This window comes from Paenibacillus sp. FSL P4-0176, from assembly GCF_037975265.1.
In the GTDB taxonomy this organism is placed as follows: Bacteria; Bacillota; Bacilli; order Paenibacillales; family Paenibacillaceae; genus Paenibacillus; species Paenibacillus amylolyticus.
The window spans coordinates 2,780,643-2,801,335 of the sequence record NZ_CP150242.1 but is presented as its reverse complement, the minus strand read 5'-3'; the positions used below and the strand labels follow the sequence as shown (position 1 = coordinate 2,801,335).

The 20,693-nt window shown below is 43.7% G+C and carries 22 protein-coding genes; 4 read left to right on the top strand and 18 right to left on the bottom strand.

Translation table 11 applies throughout. The features are described from left to right. Window positions 1–211 precede the first annotated feature (211 nt). From MKY95_RS13015 to MKY95_RS12995, 5 genes are all read right to left on the bottom strand, one after another. Window positions 212–1,264, bottom strand: coding sequence for an ABC transporter substrate-binding protein (locus MKY95_RS13015; RefSeq protein WP_036609093.1), 1,053 nt, complete (start codon window positions 1,262–1,264; stop codon window positions 212–214). Window positions 1,265–1,372: 108 nt separating this feature from the next. Continuing rightward, window positions 1,373–2,347, bottom strand: a complete 975-nt coding sequence (gene yjfF / locus MKY95_RS13010) for a galactofuranose ABC transporter, permease protein YjfF (protein ID WP_017689006.1) — start codon at window positions 2,345–2,347, stop codon at window positions 1,373–1,375. Further along, complete coding sequence (locus MKY95_RS13005) at window positions 2,337–3,380, bottom strand: ABC transporter permease (protein ID WP_339199076.1); 1,044 nt, start codon at window positions 3,378–3,380, stop codon at window positions 2,337–2,339. The genes yjfF and MKY95_RS13005 overlap by 11 nt, the downstream gene beginning before the upstream one ends. 4 nt (window positions 3,381–3,384) lie before the next feature. Then, a complete protein-coding gene (locus tag MKY95_RS13000) occupies window positions 3,385–4,896 on the bottom strand; it encodes a sugar ABC transporter ATP-binding protein (RefSeq protein ID WP_339199073.1) in 1,512 nt (503 codons plus the stop codon). Window positions 4,897–4,981: 85 nt separating this feature from the next. Beyond that, entirely contained in the window at window positions 4,982–6,004 is a 1,023-nt protein-coding gene (locus MKY95_RS12995; protein WP_017689009.1) for an ABC transporter substrate-binding protein, read from the bottom strand. Between the two features lie 243 nt (window positions 6,005–6,247). Between MKY95_RS12995 and MKY95_RS12990 the strand changes: the two genes are divergently transcribed. From MKY95_RS12990 to MKY95_RS12980, 3 genes are read left to right on the top strand one after another with little or no spacing between them, the layout of a single operon-like run. After that, window positions 6,248–8,059, top strand: a complete 1,812-nt coding sequence (locus MKY95_RS12990; protein ID WP_339199070.1) for a sensor histidine kinase — start codon at window positions 6,248–6,250, stop codon at window positions 8,057–8,059. Window positions 8,060–8,064: 5 nt separating this feature from the next. Beyond that, window positions 8,065–9,654, top strand: coding sequence for a response regulator (locus MKY95_RS12985; protein WP_339199958.1), 1,590 nt, complete (start codon window positions 8,065–8,067; stop codon window positions 9,652–9,654). After that, window positions 9,647–10,612 carry a substrate-binding domain-containing protein gene (locus MKY95_RS12980; protein ID WP_339199068.1) on the top strand — a complete coding sequence of 322 codons (966 nt, stop codon included), beginning with the start codon at window positions 9,647–9,649 and terminating at the stop codon, window positions 10,610–10,612. Before MKY95_RS12985 ends, MKY95_RS12980 begins: the two co-directional genes overlap by 8 nt. A gap of 136 nt (window positions 10,613–10,748) precedes the next feature. On the opposite strand, the gene MKY95_RS12975 is transcribed toward MKY95_RS12980, so the two are convergent. From MKY95_RS12975 to MKY95_RS12945, 7 genes are all read right to left on the bottom strand, one after another. Continuing rightward, the gene (locus MKY95_RS12975; protein ID WP_339199065.1) at window positions 10,749–11,273 is read right to left on the bottom strand and encodes a GNAT family protein; all 525 of its coding nucleotides are present in this window, start codon (window positions 11,271–11,273) and stop codon (window positions 10,749–10,751) included. A 38-nt stretch (window positions 11,274–11,311) separates the two neighbouring features. Beyond that, the gene (locus MKY95_RS12970; RefSeq protein WP_339199062.1) at window positions 11,312–11,635 is read right to left on the bottom strand and encodes a hypothetical protein; all 324 of its coding nucleotides are present in this window, start codon (window positions 11,633–11,635) and stop codon (window positions 11,312–11,314) included. Window positions 11,636–11,680: 45 nt separating this feature from the next. Continuing rightward, window positions 11,681–12,127 (bottom strand): GNAT family N-acetyltransferase, encoded by a 447-nt coding sequence (locus MKY95_RS12965; protein WP_339199059.1) that lies wholly within the window; start codon window positions 12,125–12,127, stop codon window positions 11,681–11,683. Window positions 12,128–12,307: 180 nt separating this feature from the next. Continuing rightward, complete coding sequence (locus tag MKY95_RS12960) at window positions 12,308–13,114, bottom strand: aminoglycoside phosphotransferase family protein (RefSeq protein WP_339199056.1); 807 nt, start codon at window positions 13,112–13,114, stop codon at window positions 12,308–12,310. 96 nt (window positions 13,115–13,210) lie between these two features. After that, window positions 13,211–14,143: a hypothetical protein gene (locus tag MKY95_RS12955; protein WP_339199053.1), complete on the bottom strand. Its 933-nt coding sequence runs from the start codon at window positions 14,141–14,143 to the stop codon at window positions 13,211–13,213. Window positions 14,144–14,177: 34 nt separating this feature from the next. Continuing rightward, window positions 14,178–15,005: a methyltransferase domain-containing protein gene (locus MKY95_RS12950; protein WP_339199050.1), complete on the bottom strand. Its 828-nt coding sequence runs from the start codon at window positions 15,003–15,005 to the stop codon at window positions 14,178–14,180. A 44-nt stretch (window positions 15,006–15,049) separates the two neighbouring features. Then, on the bottom strand, window positions 15,050–15,826 hold the full coding sequence (locus MKY95_RS12945) for a class I SAM-dependent methyltransferase (RefSeq protein ID WP_083669777.1): 777 nt from the start codon (window positions 15,824–15,826) through the stop codon (window positions 15,050–15,052). Between the two features lie 157 nt (window positions 15,827–15,983). Here MKY95_RS12945 and MKY95_RS12940 point away from each other — a divergent pair, with 157 nt between their 5' ends. Beyond that, window positions 15,984–16,433 (top strand): DUF1569 domain-containing protein, encoded by a 450-nt coding sequence (locus MKY95_RS12940; protein WP_036609111.1) that lies wholly within the window; start codon window positions 15,984–15,986, stop codon window positions 16,431–16,433. A 106-nt stretch (window positions 16,434–16,539) separates the two neighbouring features. On the opposite strand, the gene MKY95_RS12935 is transcribed toward MKY95_RS12940, so the two are convergent. The 6 genes from MKY95_RS12935 to MKY95_RS12910 all read right to left on the bottom strand — a co-directional run bounded on the left by MKY95_RS12935 (window position 16,540) and on the right by MKY95_RS12910 (window position 20,667). Next, window positions 16,540–17,121 carry an HAD-IA family hydrolase gene (locus MKY95_RS12935; protein WP_036609112.1) on the bottom strand — a complete coding sequence of 194 codons (582 nt, stop codon included), beginning with the start codon at window positions 17,119–17,121 and terminating at the stop codon, window positions 16,540–16,542. A 48-nt stretch (window positions 17,122–17,169) separates the two neighbouring features. Continuing rightward, entirely contained in the window at window positions 17,170–18,105 is a 936-nt protein-coding gene (locus tag MKY95_RS12930; protein WP_036609114.1) for an acetamidase/formamidase family protein, read from the bottom strand. Between the two features lie 87 nt (window positions 18,106–18,192). Beyond that, window positions 18,193–18,672 (bottom strand): DinB family protein, encoded by a 480-nt coding sequence (locus MKY95_RS12925; protein WP_051447114.1) that lies wholly within the window; start codon window positions 18,670–18,672, stop codon window positions 18,193–18,195. Between the two features lie 36 nt (window positions 18,673–18,708). Next, the gene (locus tag MKY95_RS12920) at window positions 18,709–19,506 is read right to left on the bottom strand and encodes an AAC(3) family N-acetyltransferase (protein WP_162158966.1); all 798 of its coding nucleotides are present in this window, start codon (window positions 19,504–19,506) and stop codon (window positions 18,709–18,711) included. Between the two features lie 84 nt (window positions 19,507–19,590). After that, window positions 19,591–20,130 carry an AAA family ATPase gene (locus tag MKY95_RS12915; protein WP_036609118.1) on the bottom strand — a complete coding sequence of 180 codons (540 nt, stop codon included), beginning with the start codon at window positions 20,128–20,130 and terminating at the stop codon, window positions 19,591–19,593. A 54-nt stretch (window positions 20,131–20,184) separates the two neighbouring features. After that, window positions 20,185–20,667 carry a DinB family protein gene (locus MKY95_RS12910; protein ID WP_076318576.1) on the bottom strand — a complete coding sequence of 161 codons (483 nt, stop codon included), beginning with the start codon at window positions 20,665–20,667 and terminating at the stop codon, window positions 20,185–20,187. Window positions 20,668–20,693 lie beyond the last annotated feature (26 nt).

The window sequence follows — 20,693 nt, the reverse complement described above, 5'->3', positions numbered from 1 at the left end:
TCCTCATAATATATTCACAGCATACTACCTTCTACACTCCCTCTCTTTATCGAACTCTCACCCCTCGAAAAAAGCGCTTTCAAAAGTATGTAATCCGCTACGTCCTTTCTCATAGAGAAGAGCTTTTAGTTCAAGGTGAGTTCAGTATAAACGATAAGTTTATTTAAAGTAAATTGAATTTTATCCAAAATGTTCTATTTATCCACATATTCTAGAATCTCCTGTTGTACATCTCCCGTCCAGCACTCTCCTGTGTAAAAATATCCTCCGGGGGCACCATGCGCTTTGAGAGTGTACGCCCTGCAATAATTTCTTTTGTAGCCTGCATAAGCTGAGGACCAAGCAGCGGGTTACATTCCACCACAGCGTTGATTTTCCCACTCGCCAGAATTTCAATTGCTTTGCGGGAGCCGTCCACCGAGACAATGATAATGTCCTCTCCCGGCTTCAGCCCAACTTCTTCTATCGCTTGTATAGCGCCAAAAGCCATTTCATCATTATGGGCAAAAAGAACCTGCGGCCGTTCGTCTTCCGGGACCTGAAGGAATTCTTTCATCACTTGTTTCCCATTGTCCTCCGTAAAATCGGCAGGAGCACTTTGTGAGAAGATGATATCTGCTCTGGTTTCGAAAATGCTTCTAAATCCCTCGCCACGCTGGATAGAGGGTGTAGAACCACTCGTGCCTTGCAGTTCGGCAATCCGTATCAAACCCGGATGATTTCGCATCCGATCCTGAATGTACTTCCCAGCCTTCACACCTTCCTCATAAAAGTCCGATCCAATCGTTGTCACAAAAAGTGAAGTGTCTTTGACATCAACTGACCGGTCTACGATAATCACGGGTATACCTGCATCCCTGGCCTCCTGAAGAATACCATCCCAGCCCGATTCCACGACCGGTGCAATGGCAATGACATCCACCTTTTGCCTGATGAACGACCGAACAGCCTCGAACTGTTTCGTCTGAGACTGTTCTGCATTTTTTATTACAAGGGAGATTCCCGATTCAGCCGCAGCATTGCGAATAGACGTGGAGTTTGCCAGACGCCAGGCACTCTCTCTGCCCAGTTGTGAAAAACCTAAGACAATCGGTTTCGTAGAGGTATCCCTTGCTACCGCTGATTCCATCCATTCCTCAACGGAGGGAAGAGTTTCTAAGTTGTTAGACGAGATGGGAGGAGGAACAGATTCAGACTCAGGGGTTGTGCAGCCGACAAGCAGCAGTAGAATGAACAAACACAACCAGTTCACATGTCTTCTCACTCACGCATCCCCCATCTCCATGTTACGCTCAACATTCACCAATGCAGAGCGCATATTGTTATATCATTGTGTCGGTATCCGTATTCAATATCATTTAATTCGATCAACTTAATGCAGTGATTTCGAGGATACTCGCCGCCCGCTAAGAAGTCGCTGGAACAAAATAAAAACAAACAGCATCAGGCCAATCACAATCTTGGTCCACCATGAGCTGAGCGTACCTTCGAAGCTAATTATAGTTTGGATAGCCCCCTGGATCAATACACCAATAAAGGTTCCCGCCACATACCCTACACCACCTGTTAACAAGGTGCCTCCGATCACAACAGCCGCGATGGTATCGAGTTCAAGACCCATGGCGTGTAATCCATAACCGGATAACATATAGAAGGTAAAGACAACACCGGCAAGCGCGGAGCACAAACCGCTGAACGTGTACACCAGAATTTTGGTACGTGCAACCGGCAGCCCCATGAGCAGCGCGGATTGCTCGCTTCCGCCGATGGCGTAAACGTTGCGCCCAAAGCGGGTGTAATGTGCCAGGTAGATCGCGAGCAGTACAATAACCAGTGCAATAATCACATTAATGGAGACAAAGCTGCCCCCTGGCAGGGAAATTTTCGCCTGCGCAACCTGTGTGTAAAATGGATTCGTAATAGTAATGGTGTCGAGACTGATGACATAACACAGCCCCCGCGCCAAAAACATGCCTGCCAATGTCACGATGAAGGGCTGGATTTTGAAATAGTGGATGATCGCCCCCATGACTGTGCCAAACAACGCGCCCATGACAAGCACCATAGGTATAACGATCGCAGGCGACCACCCTTGCTTCTCGACCAGACTTGCGCTAATGATGGTCGTCAACGCAATGACAGAACCTACCGACAGGTCGATTCCTCCCGATACAATCACAAAAGTCATGCCAATTGCCGTGATAATCAGAAATGCGTTATCAATGAGAAGATTAAGCAGTACCTGTGTGGAAAAGAACCCCGTATACCGGAAAGAGCCTATGGCAAACATCACGGCCAGCAAACCGAAGGTGACAAAGACGGGGAGATACTTACGATTAAGAAACATGGCGGTTAACCCCCTGTTCGGCTGGAAACTTCCGTTTTTTCCAACGGATCACCATGGAATTGCGGAATGAATCGGATTGAATCAAACATACGGCCAGTACAACAAAGGCTTTGACAACCAACGTAACTTCTGGCGGGACTCCAATCATATAGATCGTCGTTGTTAAGGTTTGGATAATGAGTGCTCCAACGACGGTACCCATTAGATAGAAACGACCACCATTGAGCGAAGTACCCCCGATGACTACAGCAAGAATGGCATCAAGTTCATACCACAGACCTGCGTTATTGCCATCCGCACTGGATACATTCGAGCTGAGAATAAGCCCGGCAATGCCGGCACACAGACCACAGAAGACATATACCGTGAGAATAACCGTTTTTGAACGAATACCTGCCAGTTGGCTCGCGTTTGCGTTACTTCCGACCGATTCGATAAACAGTCCCAGTGCCGTTTTTCTCGTCAACAATGAGGCAACTATCAGCACAGTTAATACGATGAAGATGGAAAAAGGCAATGCTGCAAGCGAACCTGCACCGATATAGGCGTAGTTCGCGTTGGATACAGTAATAATCTGTCCACTCGTAATCAATTGCGCAATCCCACGTCCGGCTACCATCAGTATAAGCGTTGCAATAATGGGCTGGATTCGGGCAACCGAAACCAGCGCCCCGTTCCATATGCCCAAGATCAGTGAGAGACCTATAGATAATCCAAGTGCACCCAACACAAGCCAGAGCGAACTCTGATCCACTCCTCTGCTGATGCTCATACAAGCCACGGCACCGGAGATCGCTACAATAGAGCCCACGGACAAATCGATACCTCCGGTTGCAATCACCAGTGTCATGCCGATCGATACCAGAATTAAGGGCGCTCCAAAATTGAGAATATCAATCAAGCTGCCATACAGATTCCCTTCACGCATGACGAGGGAGAAGAAATCCGGAGAGTACAGCAAATTAAAGATTAAAAGTAAACCAAGCATACATAACGGCCAAAACAAATGATGTTTACGCATCTTGCCCGCCATCTCTTTAACCTCCTGCCATTGCTTTCATGATTTGCTGTTGATGGATCTGATCCCCGCTAAGTTCTTGCACTTTTTTGCGGTCCCGGATTACGGCAATCCGGTGGCTGACACGAATCACTTCTTCCAGCTCGGACGAAATGAACAGCACGGCCATTCCCTGCTTCGACAGAGAGAGCACCAGCTTCTGTATTTCAGTCTTGGCACCGATATCAATTCCACGCGTAGGTTCATCGAGAATCAACAGATCGGGGTTCATCAGCAACCACCGTGCAAGCAACACCTTTTGCTGATTACCGCCGCTCAGATTTTTAATTAAATGCTCCGGGTTTTTCGGATGGATATTTAACAGGTTGATGTACTTTTCGGCGATCTCATCCTGTTTCTTGCGTGAGATGGGTTTGGACCAGCCTCGTGTCGCTTGTAAAGCCAGAATAATGTTCTCCCGAATGGTCAAATCATCGATTATGCCTTCGGTTTTACGGTTCTCGGAGCAAAAAGCAATATTCTGATCAATTGCATGACGCGGAGACTTGACCGTACTTCCTGTATCTACAACGAGCAGCTTGCCTTCATCTGAACGATCTGCACCAAAGAAAAGGCGAGCAATCTCAGTACGACCAGACCCCAATAATCCAGCCAAGCCAACGACTTCTCCTTTGCGAATGTCCAGATCAAATGGCTCAATTGCTCCTTTGCGTCCAAGTGCCTTAGCGGTAATTAACATTTCTCCCGACTCCGCCTGGGCAGTATCCGCTTCCTTCGGAAGCTCCTCAAGCACCTCAAGCTCCTTGCCGATCATCTTGAGCACCAGTTCCATGCGTGGAAGTTCTGCGGCTATGTACTCTCCTTCCAATTCCCCGTTACGGAGCACCGTTAGACGATCCGACATTTCGTATACCTGATCAAGAAAATGAGTAACAAAAAGAATTGCCAGACCTTCACTCTTTAATTTGTGCATAATACGAAACAGTTGCTGAACCTCGTTTTTGTCCAGACTGGATGTGGGTTCATCCAATATGAGCACTTTTGCCGAGATGCTGAGTGCTCTTGCAATTGCAATCAGTTGTTGCATCGCGACCGAGTAGGTCTGTAAAGGAGCCTTAACGTCGATGGACAGATGTAATCTGTCTCGCAGAATGTTCTCCGCATCTTTGTTCATTTGCTTCCAATTGATTTTGCCAAATCGCATCGGCTCCCGCCCGATGAAAATATTCTCAGCGACCGTTAAGTTCGGACAAAGATTGACCTCTTGATAAACGGTACTGATTCCCGCCTTTTGCGCTTCAAGCGGACCGGAGATCGAAAGATGCCGGTTATCCATGGTTACCGTTCCTTCATCAATGGAATAAACGCCAGTCAGAACTTTAATAAGCGTCGACTTCCCCGCTCCATTCTCACCCATCAAGGCATGAATCTCGCCCGGAAACAAGCGAAAGCTGACGCTGGATAGCGCTTTAACCCCGGGAAATTGTTTGGTGATGCCTGTCATTTGCAAAATGGGTGCTTGCTCGGCCATATAACCCTCTCCTTTGTTATGGAAAAAAGTCATTTAGCGACAGCCTGGTCGAAAAATGACTTTTCGGTGTTATACGAATCTGCTTTTAATATTCACGTGTTGGCAATGCTTCTTTGGCTTGCTCCGATGTGAAGGTCGTCTCATCCGTAACGATTCGGGGTTCGATGTCTTTCCCGTCCACTACCGATTGAACCGCTTCCATTAATTGAGGTCCTAACAACGGATTACATTCAACGATAAAGTTGATTTTGCCATCAGCAGCAGCCTGCATACCATCCTTCACGGCATCCACAGAGATAATGGTAATATCTACGCCTGGTTTCAATCCTGCCGCTTCAATGGCCTGGATTGCCCCAAGTGCCATATCGTCATTATGTGCATAGAGAACATCTATTTTTTTATGTGCTTTGAGGAAAGCTTGCATGACTTCTTTGCCTTTGGCACGTGTAAAGTCACCCGATTGTGAAGCAATCACTTTAAGCTTCGAATTGGAAGCAATCAATTCCATAAAGCCCTCTTGACGGTCATTCGCTGGTGCGGAGCCTGTTGTACCCTGCAGCTCAACGATATTGATCTCGTCTTGTGTGTCCTTGTATTGATCACTAAGCCACTGACCTGCTTTGCGTCCTTCTTCTACAAAGTCGGAGCCAATAAAGGTTTTGTAGAGGGTTTTATCCGGGGAATCCACAGCGCGGTCCGTCAAAATCACGGGAATGCCTGCATCCTTCGCTTCCTTCAATACGGTATCCCAACCGGATTCTACAACAGGGGAAAAAGCAATCACCGTCACCTTCTGTTGTATGAAGGATCGCAAAGCTTTAATTTGATTTTCCTGCTTCTGCTGCGCATCGGAGAATTTCAAATCATAACCCGCTTCTTTGGCTGAATCCTGAATCGACTTGGTATTCGCCGAACGCCAGCCACTCTCCGCACCAACCTGCGAAAAACCAAGCGTAATTGTTTTGGCGCTGGCAGGTGTACTGCCATTCCCACTCGTTGAAGTTTCATTATCGGAGCCTGCTCCTCCATTGGTACTGCTACATGCCGTGCTGACCAGCATCACCATAGCCAATGTTATGGCAAGTCCCCACTTTTTTTTGGTTCGCATGTTGTGATCCTCCCTTTTTTCGTTTCACCTTGTGGTGTGACCACATTATAGAACGCTTTCATTCCGAGCTTATATGGAGTCTCATACTTTATTTATGTAATAATTTAGTAATTTCAAAAAATGGAGTTTAAAAAGTGTAATTTCTTTGTTTAATTGTGTAGTATTTAGCGATTCTCTTACATATTAGAAAATCATGTTATACTAATGATACATTTTTGATCCCTTCAGATGGAGTGGAATACGTTGAAACTCATTCAATGGATTGCTTCAAGCCTCAGGCTTAAATTACTCAGCATGTTTATTATCCTCAGTTCAGTGCCACTGATCGTGGTTGGATTGATTTCTTACCACAAATCCTATACGGTCGTATCCAATCATAATAAGGCCTCGACACAGCTGGTTGCCGACCAGCTTGCCAGGAACATTGACATCTTGTTTGAGGATACGGAACGGCTGCTCGAACTGGGCAAGAACCCGCAAGTGCTTCAATACTTGTATTCTCAATCGGAGTCCTACCCAGAAGCCAAAGCCATCCTTCAGACATACAAACTTTATCGGGAAACCTACAAGTATGACAAGGTACTTAATATCTCGTTCGTGAATTTCTATGGAAAAGGCATAAGTGAACGAAAAGGCGTGTTCAAGCTGGAACGAAATCCGCTGCGTAACCCGTACTTCAAGTATCTGATACAGTATCCGGATGCCATTCTGCGCATCCCTCATTCTGCAGCCTATGCCGAATATAACAGGCTGGATGGGTTTGCTTACCCCAAACAGAATGCGCTTTCAATTATAACCACGGTCAAAGAGCGAATTACGCATGAGGTCATCGGGTTCATAGTAATTGATTTGAATGATTCATTCATTGATGATTTTTTGACGAATACCCCCATTAAGGATTCCGGTTTTTTCTATATTAGTGATCAATACGGAAATACACTCTTCAGGCCGGATGTCACCCCGGCATCCATAACCATGATGGATCAGATCCGATCGGTCCCTTTACATCTACAGCACGACAGCTTTATCCTGTCTGCAGGATCCAAACCCCAGTTTGTTGTATACAGCACCTCAAAACAGACCGGATGGAAAATGATCGGGGTAGCTCCTTATCAGGAAATCATTGCAGAGGCCAATAGCATTCGCCAATTGATCATCATTACCGTTTTGTTAAGTGCTTTCTTTGCGATATCGTTATATTTTTTCCTGAATAATCGACTGATTCTTCCCATTCGGATTCTGATGAACAAGATGCGTAAAGCTGCAAACGGTTACTTAGAAGCCAAAGTCACACCACACGGCTCGGACGAAATTGCTGATCTGGGCAAAAGTTTCAATGTGATGCTGGATAATCTCAAAACACTAATCGAAAAGAGCATTCGAGAGAATGAACAGGTAAAAATAGCTGAACTACGTACGCTGCAAGCTCAGATCAACCCTCATTTCCTGTATAACACGTTGGAATCTATTCTATGGATGGCTGAAGCAGAGAAAAAAGAAAATGTAATCAAACTTGTGCAAGCCCTCTCGAAGTTCTTTCGTTTGAGTCTGAACAAAGGATTCGACTGGGTATCCATTCAAACCGAGCTTGAACATGCGCGGAGTTACTTGGTTATTCAACAGATGAGGTACCACGATATTCTCACCTACGAGATCAACGTTGATCGTGAGCTTCAGGATTATCCCATTTTGAAAATGACGCTACAGCCCCTGATTGAAAACGCGCTCTACCATGGGATCAAGAACAAACGCGGTCAAGGGCTAATATCCATACACGGATATGTAGAGGACAATAGCATCATTCTCACCGTACAGGACAACGGAATTGGCATGTCTGCGGATCGATTGGCACAATTACGTGAAGAGCTGGAGAAGCCGGCCGGTTCCCGTTCACCCCAAGATGACGAGCAGGAAGGCGGATTCGGTCTGCTCAATGTACATCACCGGATTCGACTCTATTTTGGACCAGCTTATGGCGTTGAAATGGAAAGTACCTATATGGAAGGCAGCACATTTATGATTCGTATCCCCAAAAGCAAGGAGGTTAACCGTTGAAAAAGGTGATGATTGTGGATGACGAAATTGGAATTCGGGAGAATATACGGAGCTGCATCGATTGGGAAAAGGAAGGTTTTCACTATTGCGGGGATGCACCCGACGGCGAGCTTGCATTACCACTAATTCATGAATGGGCTCCGGATATTCTGATTACGGATATCAAAATGCCATTTATGAACGGATTGGAACTGACCTCCATCGTTCGCACTCAACAACCTGATATCAAAATCATTATCATGAGCGGTCATGATGAATTCAGTTATGCCCAGGAGGCTATCCGACTTGGTGTGACCGAGTACTGTCTAAAGCCCATTAGTGCAGCAGAGCTAATCCAAATGCTTCATAAGGTCAGCAAACAAATGGATGAAGAACATCAACGCATGACAAACCGAACGATCACCAAAGAAAAACTGCTGGCCGATCTGTGCGGAGGACTCATCGGTACAACCGATGCGATTGAATCAGCCAAACTACTCTCACTTCCACTCTCGGCCCGGTATTATACAATTGTCATTATCGACGTTCGATTAACAGATGACTCCCGGGACCCGGAATCCCTGATGAAGAAGCTGCTTCCCTTACTGGAGGAAACTCGTGATCCCCACGTTGAACTTCTTCCTTATATTCGAAGCCGGACCGAGTTGGTGCTTCTGCTCAAGTATCACTCCGATGACAGCATATCCGTATATCTGGAGCAGCTTCGCGGGCGGGTTCGTATGGAGCTTGAGCATACGTTCAAATGTAATATTATTCTGGGCATTGGCAGTCAACAGGAGCGGCTGCAAGGAATTCATGTCTCGTATCTGGAAGCGGAGGAGGATAAATATATTAATCGACTCACCCTTCAGAACAGAGCTTCTCTACATGACATTAACCTGGATGAGCAAACGACTCTTTTTCTCGACAGGAATTCGTTTCTTGAATTTCTCAAAATCGGCAGCACCAATCTGCGTGACCATTTTGTGCAAGAGTTTGCCGCTCCATTACAGTCCTTCGACTGGAAGTCCTCTTATTATGGCTTCTATCTGTTGAATGATCTTACGCTGGAGTCTTTTCGGCTCGCGAATCAGTTGTTCCGCATGAGTGACCATTCGGATGAGAACATTACTTCTCTGCAACAGACGATTCGGAAAATTACGTGCTGGGAGGATTGTACCCAATATCTGTGTTCCCTGCTTAACCTGTTATGGCAGAGAAGAGCAGCGTGCTCTGGAAAATACAGTGATGTCATTGATCAGGTGAAAGCTTATGTATCCCGTGAATACAATAACGAACAGGTCTCGTTGAAGATGATTTCTGCACACGTCAGAATCAGTCCAAGTCATCTAAGCAAGATTTTCAGTCAGGAAACTGGTCAAACGATAACAGAGTATCTAACCCAGATTCGAATCGGCAAAGCCAAGGAGCTGCTGAAAACAACCAACAACAAAACCTTTGAGATTGCTTACAAAGTTGGTTACAACGACTCTCACTATTTTTCAAATATATTCAAGAAAACAACAGGCTTTACACCAAGAGAATACCGAACTCAAGGAACCGAGGAATCGCAAGCCAGATCATCAGATACGAGAAAAGAGCCAATGTATGAATAAAGCCAGATTTGCACTTTTACTTACACTAATACTGCTGTTCCCGATGATCATTTCATCCGGTTCGGCACACATTCGCCCACAACAGATGGCTACAGCACTTCCTGCAACTTCACCTGTAGAGAAATCTGCAGCGAGCAAAACTTTCGGTATTATTTATCCAATGACGTATCCAACCTATGAGATGATCACGAAGGATGCAACGGAGTATGCAGGGAAACACAATATCACGTTAATTGTAAACGCACCTGATGAAGCCAACACCGAACAGCAGATCCGTATCATGGAGAATATGATCAAACAGCATGTGGACGGAATCGCTATATCGCCTGTGGATGCTGCTGCACTTACCCCCGTTATTGATGCAGCCCAAGCTGCGGGTATTCCGGTCATTACATTTGAGTCAGATGTTCCATCCAGTCACCGAATCGCTTATGTGGGCGCCGATAACTATCGTACCGGCCAGCAATTCGCGATGACAACTACAAGACTTCTGCATAATCAAGGCATGATTCTTGTCGAGAATGGTTTGGAGGAGATGCAAGGTTTGCAGCAGCGGCTTAATGGATTCATTGATTATATCCGCAGTGAAACAGACATCGAAATCTTGGAAGTTCGTTATCATCAAGGGAATGAAGATCAAGCCATGTCCGATATGGAGAACATGATTCAAGCTCACCCTCACTTCAATGCGATTATCGGGCTCGATTTTGTTTCTGTCTCTGCTTCTACCCTGATCTGGAAAGCAAAAGGCCTTAACCGGCATTTAATCGCGTTCGGTGATAGCCCGACTAGTGAAAACGGGTTGCTCAACGGTCAATTGTCTGCTGTCATTTCTCAGAATGAAGGAGTCTGGGGTGCCAAAATGATGGAGACCCTGTTACTCGCTAGCGACAGTGTGCCTGTGAAGGAATTTATTGATACGGGGATCATTGAAATAAACCAGGAAGGAAGTAATTAAGGGGAGGTCCTCCTGTCATTCTGATGACAGGAGGACCTCCCCATTTAAATTTTACGTACACGTAGTTATTACATCCGTTCATCGAAGTGTTTCTCAAGAAAGATGACTCTCAAGTATGATGATCCTTTTTAAAAAGTCATTTTTTCCATTCGTTTTCTAATATGCTCATCTCGATTAGATTCCAGAAGGTATCTTCGTATCTTCTCGCATCACGAATAAGTCCTTCTTGTACAAAGCCCGCTTTTTCATAACATCGGATGGCTGAGACATTAAAATCAAATACGCCCAGACTGATCCGGTGCAACTTCTCCTCTTCAAATCCAATTCGAAGTGCCTCATCGATCATTTGCTTCCCATAACCTTTACCCTGATATGGCTTGCCAAGAAGCACCTTACCGATACGCCCTGAACGATTATATCGATCGATACCGCCAAGAGCAATATGTCCCACAATCTCCTGAATCGATTCATCCATCACTTTATAAATGAACTTATTTGAAGTCTTCTTATCATTGGCACCATGCAAATAATCCGATAGCTGCTCTCTGGAAAGTGGATATTGGAACTGAGGGCCGGCCCACTGGAGCAAAAATGCTTCATCCCCACTCCATTCGATCAGTTGATCAAAATCTTCCGGTTCAAAGTATTGGAATGTAATCATGTGTATCCGCCCCTTCTTTTTTTATGTCATATCATAACCTATTTCAGTTCTCTTGTATCGTCATAATTATGAGTTTCATCAAACGCTCTGTTTCTTATATTCATTTCACGAATGTAGTTTCTGACAACATTCATTGTACTAATTAAACAGATAACTCCACCCAAAATACATATCGCGGCTATCCAATAATTCAGTGCAAAATTCACTTGATAATCACTCGGAGTATAACTGCCAGCTGCTGCTGACTGGAATGCTGCATAGCCTAGCTTGGGAATCACCTCTTCAATCATTTTCGAGATCGTAATAATCACAATTCCTAACATGATAAAGAGTAATGAGAAAATAATGTGTACATGCTTCAAAGACAAGCTACCTCCTTTACAATCCACATCGCGTGTGTTTTGGCACTACTTGCATCTTAGAAGCCGAACGACTTCGCCATCAATCAGCCCTTCACTTATTCTCTGAAAACCAAATGATTCATACAGATTTCCGGCGATACCATTTTCCGGCCTGTGTCCAATCATGATGCGTTTGCAATTCAGCGATTCTTTCATTAGATCAATTAACTTCCTCAACGCTTCTCTTCCATAACCTCTGCCCTGATATTTTGTATCTATCATTAGAGCAAAAAGCCAGTAGTTATCCTCATGATCCGGCTTATCTGAGTACACAGCAAATCCAACCAGATCCGAATCAAAATAGATGGCCATGGGTCGAAAATCAGTCACAACCTTGGATTCAGCAATCCAATATACAACCGGCGCGGGAAAACTTTTTTTCTGTTCTTCCGTTACATTCAGTTGAGTACATGCATACCAATTATCCACCGACACACTTTTTAATTGAATCATAAATTGAAACTCCTCCTAGTGAAAATTACACAGAGGAATCCCACTGAAGACTTCCTTGGGTCCTCTGCGCTAGACAAAAACACCTCTTGTAACTTCATTTCTACTTTTCAGATTCGTATTGTTTCTCATATCACATCACTCCTCTCACGTATATTTCAGCGTTTCAACGAAATTTCACGATTAAGACTTGTTAAAGCTCGCTTGCAGTGTCCATTCTAATCTGCGGAGCCATTCCCTATGTACATCTGGATGAGCATTCTTGATTCGGTTCATGATCTGTATTACTTTGGATGTGGAATATGCCCGAATTAGATCATTTGTTACATCAATATTTGTACGTTCTGTATATGCATTTAAGAAGACTTCTGACAGATCCTTTGCCATGTGAGGGTAATGAAGATGCACAAACCAGACCACCCATGCGATATCAAACAACGGATTGCCCCATCCTGCCCACTCCCAGTCCAAAATGAACATTGAATCGTTGGATAACATGACATTATGTGGTCCGTAATCTCCGTGAATCAGAGTTTGCTCCCAATGATCGGAAATGTCCAACACTTCTTTTACCATGCTTTTGATTCCGGAGGGTACAAACTCAAGTTCCTCCACATCATTAGCGGACTTCGTTATGACTGGCAGCTCTGCTTCGCAGTCACCTCGTTTGATTGTGTGCACGTCTCTGGCGAGATATATACCAAGTTGCTCATAAATTTTCCTGCCTTGGTCACGTCCATCTTGATCCAGCAGCCTCTGTGCGTTTATTCCTGGAACATAATCCATCATAACAGACAGCCAGTTTTCTTTTTCAAAGCAATCATGCACTCGCGGAGTCACGCCAGAATGATTTAACAACCTTAGCGCGCTTATTTCTGTCCTTGCATCTGTATTTTCTACATGATAGATTTTAGCAATCATCTGCGGATCAGTTCCCTCAAGTAAAAGGGTCGTATTGGTATAACCACCTGTTAGTTTAACAATGTTCACATTCGGAAATCTGTTTAACAAGATGTCATGGTTCACTTCATACATTCCTTCTTTCTTAGTCCTTGAAGTTCAGTCCTCTTTTAGACAACCTCAAACCTAATCTTCGATCTCTGAAAGCATAGGGCTATGTTTAATCAGTTCAGCGATTTCAAAAGATTTATTGGCACCTAACACTTCCCTAACAGCTTCAACCCCCTCTGACTTCCAGACCGAACAGACATATTTAGAAAAAGCATACCCATTCAAAGCATATCCATTGTCCTGTAGCCGTCTGAATAACCCCACACTTTCCTCTACCTTTTCAATATCTGTCAAAATACATGCCAGATTGTTCATCGCGATGTGAACATCTCTCTGTGAGTTACTGGATGAATTCAATTGTCTCCAGCTACCTACAACTTCCTGATTTTTTATTTGATCTAATGCTGACCAGTCGATCTTGTTTATCAAATTCAGCGTTTCATCCAGAAGCAGATTTACTTCTCTAACCTCCCCAACATGATGCAGATAGGCCAGACGCTGTTTGTTATATGTAATCCGGGCAAAAAGAATATTGGACCATGTCTCATCTTCTTGTATGAGTTGGTTCATATTTTCAAGCACACTGCCCATTTCACTGTATCTCTCCAAAACCCAAAGCGAACCACCCAAAGCCCGATGGCTTTCGAATCGAACACCTCGGTTGGTATCGAACTTCGGGGCATAATCGCTAGCATATTGGTACCAATCCATCCAATGATCAAAGTAGTTCCCCAGAGATAATGACAACGCTTGTGTCGAATCCGAAACGATCCAGTGTAACTGCTCCGGGGCGAGATTTTCTTTTCCCCATTTGAAGAATTCCTGGTGATTGGCATAAAGCGGTTCCGGCTCTCTTAACAAGGCATAACCATCTGAAATATTCCAGTAGACCCAGCCTCGTTCATGGACAGACAATTTCCTGGATTGTTCGAAGTTTTTCAGTAACTCAATCATACCCTGATGATCCCCTCGAACTACTAATTCCTGAAAAAAATGAACGATATTCATCCCCATCCTCCGTCCCTAATTAGTTTCAACCCAGCTATGTCAATGGCTTCGTGCCGCAAGCTGTAATGAAATTCATCATGGCATAGGCTTCCGGCGAATGATTTATCGCTTCAGATGCTTGTTGCAGCTGAGCAAATTCCTCCGAACTGATCACACCTTTTTCAGCAAAATGTACAAAACGATTAAGATTAAACTGGTGCTTAAACCCTTCTATGCCTAACAGATCACTATGTTGAAGGACAGAATCAATGTCAACATCGATGTATCCGCTCTCAGAAAGGAGACGCGGCAGACTTCTGCCAATTAAGCGATTACCGCCGTGTTGTGCTACATAGTCCGAAATTTTCATTAATACCTTATGCAAAGCAGGAACATCAGGATTCACTGCTCCAAAAACGCCGTCATCCACATCAATAATAGCAAGACGGCCACCAGGCTTCAGCACACGATATATCTCTTTTGCAGCTTCGTCAGGATTGTTCAAGTGAAGAAAGATCAGTCTTGCCACGACAAAATCAAAAGAATCATCAGGCAGATCCATCTGGTAGATGGAAGACTCTACAAATTGCAATCGCGTGGAAGGAATATCTTTCAGCCGTTCTTTGGCTTGTGCTTGCAATGAACGATCAATCTCAAGCGAGGTAAGCTCGCTGTCTGGCAGACTGTTCAATAATTGCTCTGTAATGTAACCTGGTCCGCTTCCGACCTCCAATACACGCATTCCATTTTTCAAACCATACCATTCTAGATTTCGGAATTCTTTGGACCACCCCATTATCGCCTGCATCTTTAACCTCTCTAATTCCTCTTGTAAACTTAACACTGCCGTTTGGATACTGTATGTTGAACGTGGATCACTCATATATTCTCTCCTGTTCTTCTGTGGAAAAATAAAAACATATATCCTTAGACCTTTTTCTTCCCTAGAAAAAGGGCAACCTTATGTTGTTTCTCTATCGTTCCACCTGCAGCATCAATGGAATGTTTGATTCGCTCTAGAAGTGAACGCCGAACATCAATAGAAAGCTGCTGATGTTCGGAATTGGTATTTAACAGCGCGACATACTCTTCGCTGGAACAGGACTGTATCCAGTTATACTCCTTAACCTCAATATCCGTGAACAAGCCAGATTTTTCTGTTATTTCTTTACGCTCCTGGATAACTTCATCTGGCGAAGGATATTGAGAATCATCCAGATGAGGGGCTAATGCTATGTAGTGGGAACGAATTTCAGTATGCAGCGGGTCATAATTCGGAACATGAATCGTCCAAAAAAGTCCAATGCCGCCTGTATTCTCTAGCAATTCCCAAGCCCGGTGGTAACCAACTTCCGGATCAATGAAGTGAAAGGCCGTTCCTGACATAATCAATTGAAATCGCTTTCCTTCGTTATTCCAGTCCTCAAAGGAAGTGTTGATTATTTGAATCGATGGATAGGACTTGAATTTGTCTGCGGTGAACTGTGCCAAGTTGCTGCCTAATTCAATACACGTGATGTTTGTATAGTCCTTGCTCACCAATCCGCCAGTGGCCTGCCCCGTTCCGCAGCCAATCTCAAGAATGGAATCCTCTTTATTAAGATTCAGATATGTAAAAATATCATCAAACATTTCACTCGGATAGACGGGTCTATATCGTTCATATTCATCTGCTACGAGATTAAACGTTTCCTTATTTTCCAAGTTCGCATCCTCCGATTTCAGTTGTGGTTTTCCAATAATACATTGACTAAACTTACCATATCTTATTATTCTTGATAGTAAGAGGATAAACCTTTCAATAAGAGAATGATGATAGTTTAAGTTCAAATTTTATATCCTAGAGGACTGAGGTGTTCTTGTGAAAAGTATATTTGATACGATCAATGCTGCTGAAATTACAGAGCGCATGGCTCAACTTAGTGAAAAATCCATCCCTGAATGGGGCACGATGCAGGTCTCTCAAATGCTGGCTCACTGTTCAGCATTTCATGATATCCCCTTAGGAAATGCTTTTCCACCTAGAGGATTACTTGGGAGACTTATAGGACGGTTCGCAAAACCAATGTTTTATAATGACAAGCCCTTGCCCCATAATATGTCTACGATCCCGACAATCATTATTGATGATCAACGACAGTTTATAGAAGAAAAAGAAAAGCTTGAGCAGCAGATTAATATCTTTCAACAAGGTGCTTCAGAAAAATTCTCCCGCCACCCCCATCCCTTCTTCGGAAAATTAACAGCCGAGCAATGGGGTAAAGGCATATACAAGCATTTAGATCATCATCTAAAGCAATTTGGAGTTTAGCGGTTATGCACGGTGTGCCAGTTATGCATGCTGTTCTATTATTCCTTTCATTGACTGACGAGTTCAGCATGTAATATCCGGAACTTATTGGTTTCTGGATTACATTCTAAATTAGCAATGACTCAACTTCATTAACCCAATCTCCTTCTTCGTCAGCCAGTAAAGTCCTCCAACCAAGTAGTTTAGCAGAATGTAAATTTTTCTCTTGATCATCTATAAATAGAACCTCTTCTCCAGCTGCCAGGAGGGTTTTGACCCGTTGGTATATCTCAATCTCAGGTTTGCATAAACCCACTTGATTAGAGATGGTTACACTTTTGGTAAATGAGAATAAACGGCTCAGATTCGGCTCAATCCATTCCTTACAATGATTGCTGAGTAGATGGAGATCTGCGAACTCACTCCATCGCTCAAGGTATTGAGCGGCTGGTAAGGGAACAATCGAATTGTATAAGATGTCCTTCGCTCGGCTTATTGATAATTCAGGATACATCTCCTTCAACGATTGACAGAACTCTTCTTCCCTCATCATTCCTGTCCAGAGCTTTCGTTTGATTCCTGCAAAATGTACTTTCAAAGATTCTGCCGATAGGTTGGTTTCCTCACTCATATCTTTCCAGCACGTCAACGACATATTACTTAACAAAACCCCTGCGATATCTAAAACGATCTGTGGTCTGCCTTTCATTTTATCGACCCCCGAGTTCAACTAATACGACGTATAACAGTCCTTAAGTCACTTAAAAGCGTCATGCGGAAGGACAGCATGTACACCCTTAACGCCATTCACAATTTGGGTGATACGCAGGTCAATTACCGCGCTTCCAAGTGCAATCGCTTCCACTCGTTCTAGTCCGTACAACTCACCCATCAGATTGAGCATCCCATCTAATGCTTCAACCGTAGCCTCATTCAGATCTTCATGAAAACCGAAGGTAATCCAGCCGGATGGCGTATGTGCACGAGGATTGGTCAAAATCATATCATCAATCACATTAAGCGTGACATCCACCACTTTCATCGGACATTCAATGGCCTGACAGCTGACTTCACCGTCTCCCTGCCGTGCATGACCATCACCAATCGCGAGATAACCCCCGTCTACGGGGATAGGTAAATATAATTTACTTCCCTGCACCAGTTCCTTGCAGTCGATGTTCCCTCCACAATAGCGAGGCGGCCAAGTCGTATGAATTCCACCTGACTCTGGCGGCATGCCCACTACACCCATAAACGGCGAGAGAGATACAGTGAAGGACTTTCCTTTTATTTCACAGCTTCCACTCATCGTTCGGCGATCAAGTGTCCAGTTCAGCGACAGTTCTTCAACCTCTGTTAGATGTAACTTCTGGTTCTGCCAGTTCGGATATCCGCCAGCGGAAGTAAACCCGTAACTCCCGGGTACGATCTCATTGAAAATAATCTCCAACGTCTGTCCTTGCTTCGCCTCATCGATATAGATCGGACCGATTAAGGCATGACCTCCATCTTTTTCACCTTGACGATCAAAAGGTTTCATGCGTTCCACATAACTCACACCTGTTCCCCAGCCCGCATCCAGCGTCTGAAAACGAATGGAATCACCAGATTTCACGCTCAAAATGGGGGTTACCTCATTGGTAAATGAACCGATCAGATTTTCCTGAGTTAATTCAATCGTATGACTACTCACTACAATCCCTCCCTGGTTTGGGATACATATTATATTCAAAGCAAGCAACATGTTGTGTTCCGTGTCACCCCCTGCCTGCTAAATCCTTTACGCTTCAAGGTTGGCAAGATATTTCTTCAACGGTTCCATATGATGCTGGTCATGCCATATAAAATCTTCAAGGTATTGGGGAATATAAAATACGTTCCCCTCTGCGTCCAAATACGTCTGATGAAGCTGTTCCTCCGATAATCCTCGAATGTCATTCATAATTTTATGGCGGTACGTGATAGCCTTGTTTACGATTTCGGACGTCTCTGTGCGGTTACCAAATTCAATAGCTTTGCGATTAAACTCTTCAAAATTCATATGTTTCAACGTAACTGGCTGCTTCAGAGCAATCTTCTCAATCGCTTCCTTGTAAAAATATCGGTCCCATAACATGATATGAGTGACGATTGATTTTATCGTCCATTTCCCTTCTTCCATGCTGGAATTCCAGGTCTTCTCTTCAAGATGATTCATCGTCTTGACAAACAACGCCCATTCTTCAAAAGTTTGAAGCAAATGTTCAATCTCTTTAGTCATGATTACATTTCCCCCTTCTATCTTTTTTGAAATGATTCACTGCTCAATATGTTCTCTTCGGTTACGATTCATCCATCCCAAAGCATAATCAATCATCTCTCTTTGGGGTATCAGATAACTCACAGATTCCCCTACCATTCCTTCGGTAACAGCGTTAGTCTGGATCTTAAACTCATTAAAAATTAATTCAAAATCATCTGATTCATTGTTAATATCATCGTATGTAGTCCATTGCTCAAATCCATCCACCAGCATTTTTACTCCCCAGACTTTTGGCTTAACAAATGAATTCTGCTGTTTATATTCGGCCAGGTGCAAGGAGGTGTTACTATTTGTAGGCGCACCAAGTAACAGAATGTATCCACTCAAATCATAGATTTTTCCTAACGGAGATTTCTCATTTAATGCATAATGCAAGTTGTGATCTTCCATTATCCGTTTGGCCTCTTTCCCCCAGGCAGCAAAAGACATGTGCGGATGTGAGCTTCGAAACACACCATCTTGCCTCCGAAACACCTCAGGAATGATGCCCATATACGAGGTTGGTGTTAAATCAGGATAATAAATAGGCATGTTGTCTTTGATAAACTCAATTTCCTCTGAAGACAGGTTCGCGTCATGCTCTGAAGGTTCACAAAGATGTTCTGTTTGAGTGGGCATGACAATGGTTCCATTGGTTCCAACGGCTTCTTCCAGAGCTAAAATAACACTTACCGGGCCGCCTATAACCTTACCTATTGCTTTGAAGGAGGAATGAACGATTATCGTCATACCCTCCCTTATCCCCATTGAATTTAAATCATTAACTATACTTTTTCTTGTTTGTAACTCCATTGAAATCCTCATTTAATCCTCCAGACCAAAGCAGACAAAGTTATTACTAGATATCGATTCCGCTACAGCTTCGTAATATAATTTTTACATATTTTTCAATGGTTCATGATGGTTCTTGAACAGTGCTGCAATAATCTTCTCCGCACATTCTTCCGGTGTGTTCATACTGGTATCAATGGAGTAGCTATAGTTGATGTTTTTAGCCATGATTTGATGCTGCTCATCCGATTGCTCTTCTCTTCGATCACCACGTTCAATGTTCCGCTGACGACAGATATCGAGAGGACAGTACAGTTCCACAATATCCAGTGGAGACCCTTCAAAAATCTGTTTGACTTGTTCATAATGCGGCGCGAGCTCTGGTCTTTCCACAAGTATGCCATCGATCAGAACATGCTTGCCATGGTCTGAAAATACTTTTGCCGTATGATACATCATTACAATCGCTTCACTCAGATACTTCCAGTAATCCGTCTGTAGATGTTTATCACCAATCGTATTTTCAAATAAATCATTAGCCACAACATAGAAAAACGGATCATCGTATGATTGCATCGCCTCTACAATTGAAGTTTTACCAGAGCTGGTTACACCGTTCAAAAATATAATTTTGCCTTTTTCCATGATAGTCATCTTCCTTTGCTTAAGTATAATTTCATAAATGTAATATAGCGTGTACTACGTGTGTTTCATTGATTTTTTGAGCAGCATGATCTGGCCAATATGATAGGCGTTATGAATACATAGATTTGATACAACTCCCCACCATGGCGCGTTGAAATAGGCAGGGATTTCACGGGTCAATTTATGTTCTTCACTATCTTCGAGTGCCCTGTTCCAATCACTAAACACGGTTTTCAGTCTATGTAATGTCTTGCGCCACTCCACATCATTCAGGTTAGACGGATCTATGTCGAATGTATCCTCATTATTCACTGAATTCTGCCCGTTGACCTGTTCGGCAATATATCTCTCAAGCCACTTCTCATTCCAGAAAATAAGATGATTGACGATCGCCCAAATGGAATGCTCTCCCTCATTCTTTACATAAGAGGCTTCCGCCGCATTGAGGTCTGTCAAAATATCATGAAGCGGAATAAACCAGCTCTTGTCATGATAACAGGCGTTTAATTGGTCTATGAGAATAGCTTTGTAACTCATCGCTGCACCTCACTCAGATTAATATA

Excerpts from the sequence above, each read along its gene's own strand:
- MKY95_RS12915 (WP_036609118.1), bottom strand. The coding sequence starts at position 20,130 with ATGGAAAAAGGCAAAATTATATTTTTGAACGGTGTAACCAGCTCTGGT.
- MKY95_RS12950 (WP_339199050.1), bottom strand. The coding sequence starts at position 15,005 with ATGAGTGATCCACGTTCAACATACAGTATCCAAACGGCAGTGTTAAGT.
- MKY95_RS12975 (WP_339199065.1), bottom strand. The coding sequence starts at position 11,273 with ATGATTACATTCCAATACTTTGAACCGGAAGATTTTGATCAACTGATC.
- MKY95_RS12980 (WP_339199068.1), top strand. The coding sequence starts at position 9,647 with ATGAATAAAGCCAGATTTGCACTTTTACTTACACTAATACTGCTGTTC.
- MKY95_RS12910 (WP_076318576.1), bottom strand. The coding sequence starts at position 20,667 with ATGAGTTACAAAGCTATTCTCATAGACCAATTAAACGCCTGTTATCAT.
- MKY95_RS12925 (WP_051447114.1), bottom strand. The coding sequence starts at position 18,672 with ATGACTAAAGAGATTGAACATTTGCTTCAAACTTTTGAAGAATGGGCG.
- MKY95_RS12965 (WP_339199059.1), bottom strand. The coding sequence starts at position 12,127 with ATGATTCAATTAAAAAGTGTGTCGGTGGATAATTGGTATGCATGTACT.
- MKY95_RS13000 (WP_339199073.1), bottom strand. The coding sequence starts at position 4,896 with ATGGCCGAGCAAGCACCCATTTTGCAAATGACAGGCATCACCAAACAA.
- MKY95_RS13005 (WP_339199076.1), bottom strand. The coding sequence starts at position 3,380 with ATGGCGGGCAAGATGCGTAAACATCATTTGTTTTGGCCGTTATGTATG.
- yjfF (WP_017689006.1), bottom strand. The coding sequence starts at position 2,347 with ATGTTTCTTAATCGTAAGTATCTCCCCGTCTTTGTCACCTTCGGTTTG.
- MKY95_RS12955 (WP_339199053.1), bottom strand. The coding sequence starts at position 14,143 with ATGAATATCGTTCATTTTTTTCAGGAATTAGTAGTTCGAGGGGATCAT.
- MKY95_RS12920 (WP_162158966.1), bottom strand. The coding sequence starts at position 19,506 with ATGGAGTTACAAACAAGAAAAAGTATAGTTAATGATTTAAATTCAATG.
- MKY95_RS12935 (WP_036609112.1), bottom strand. The coding sequence starts at position 17,121 with ATGAAAGGCAGACCACAGATCGTTTTAGATATCGCAGGGGTTTTGTTA.
- MKY95_RS12995 (WP_017689009.1), bottom strand. The coding sequence starts at position 6,004 with ATGCGAACCAAAAAAAAGTGGGGACTTGCCATAACATTGGCTATGGTG.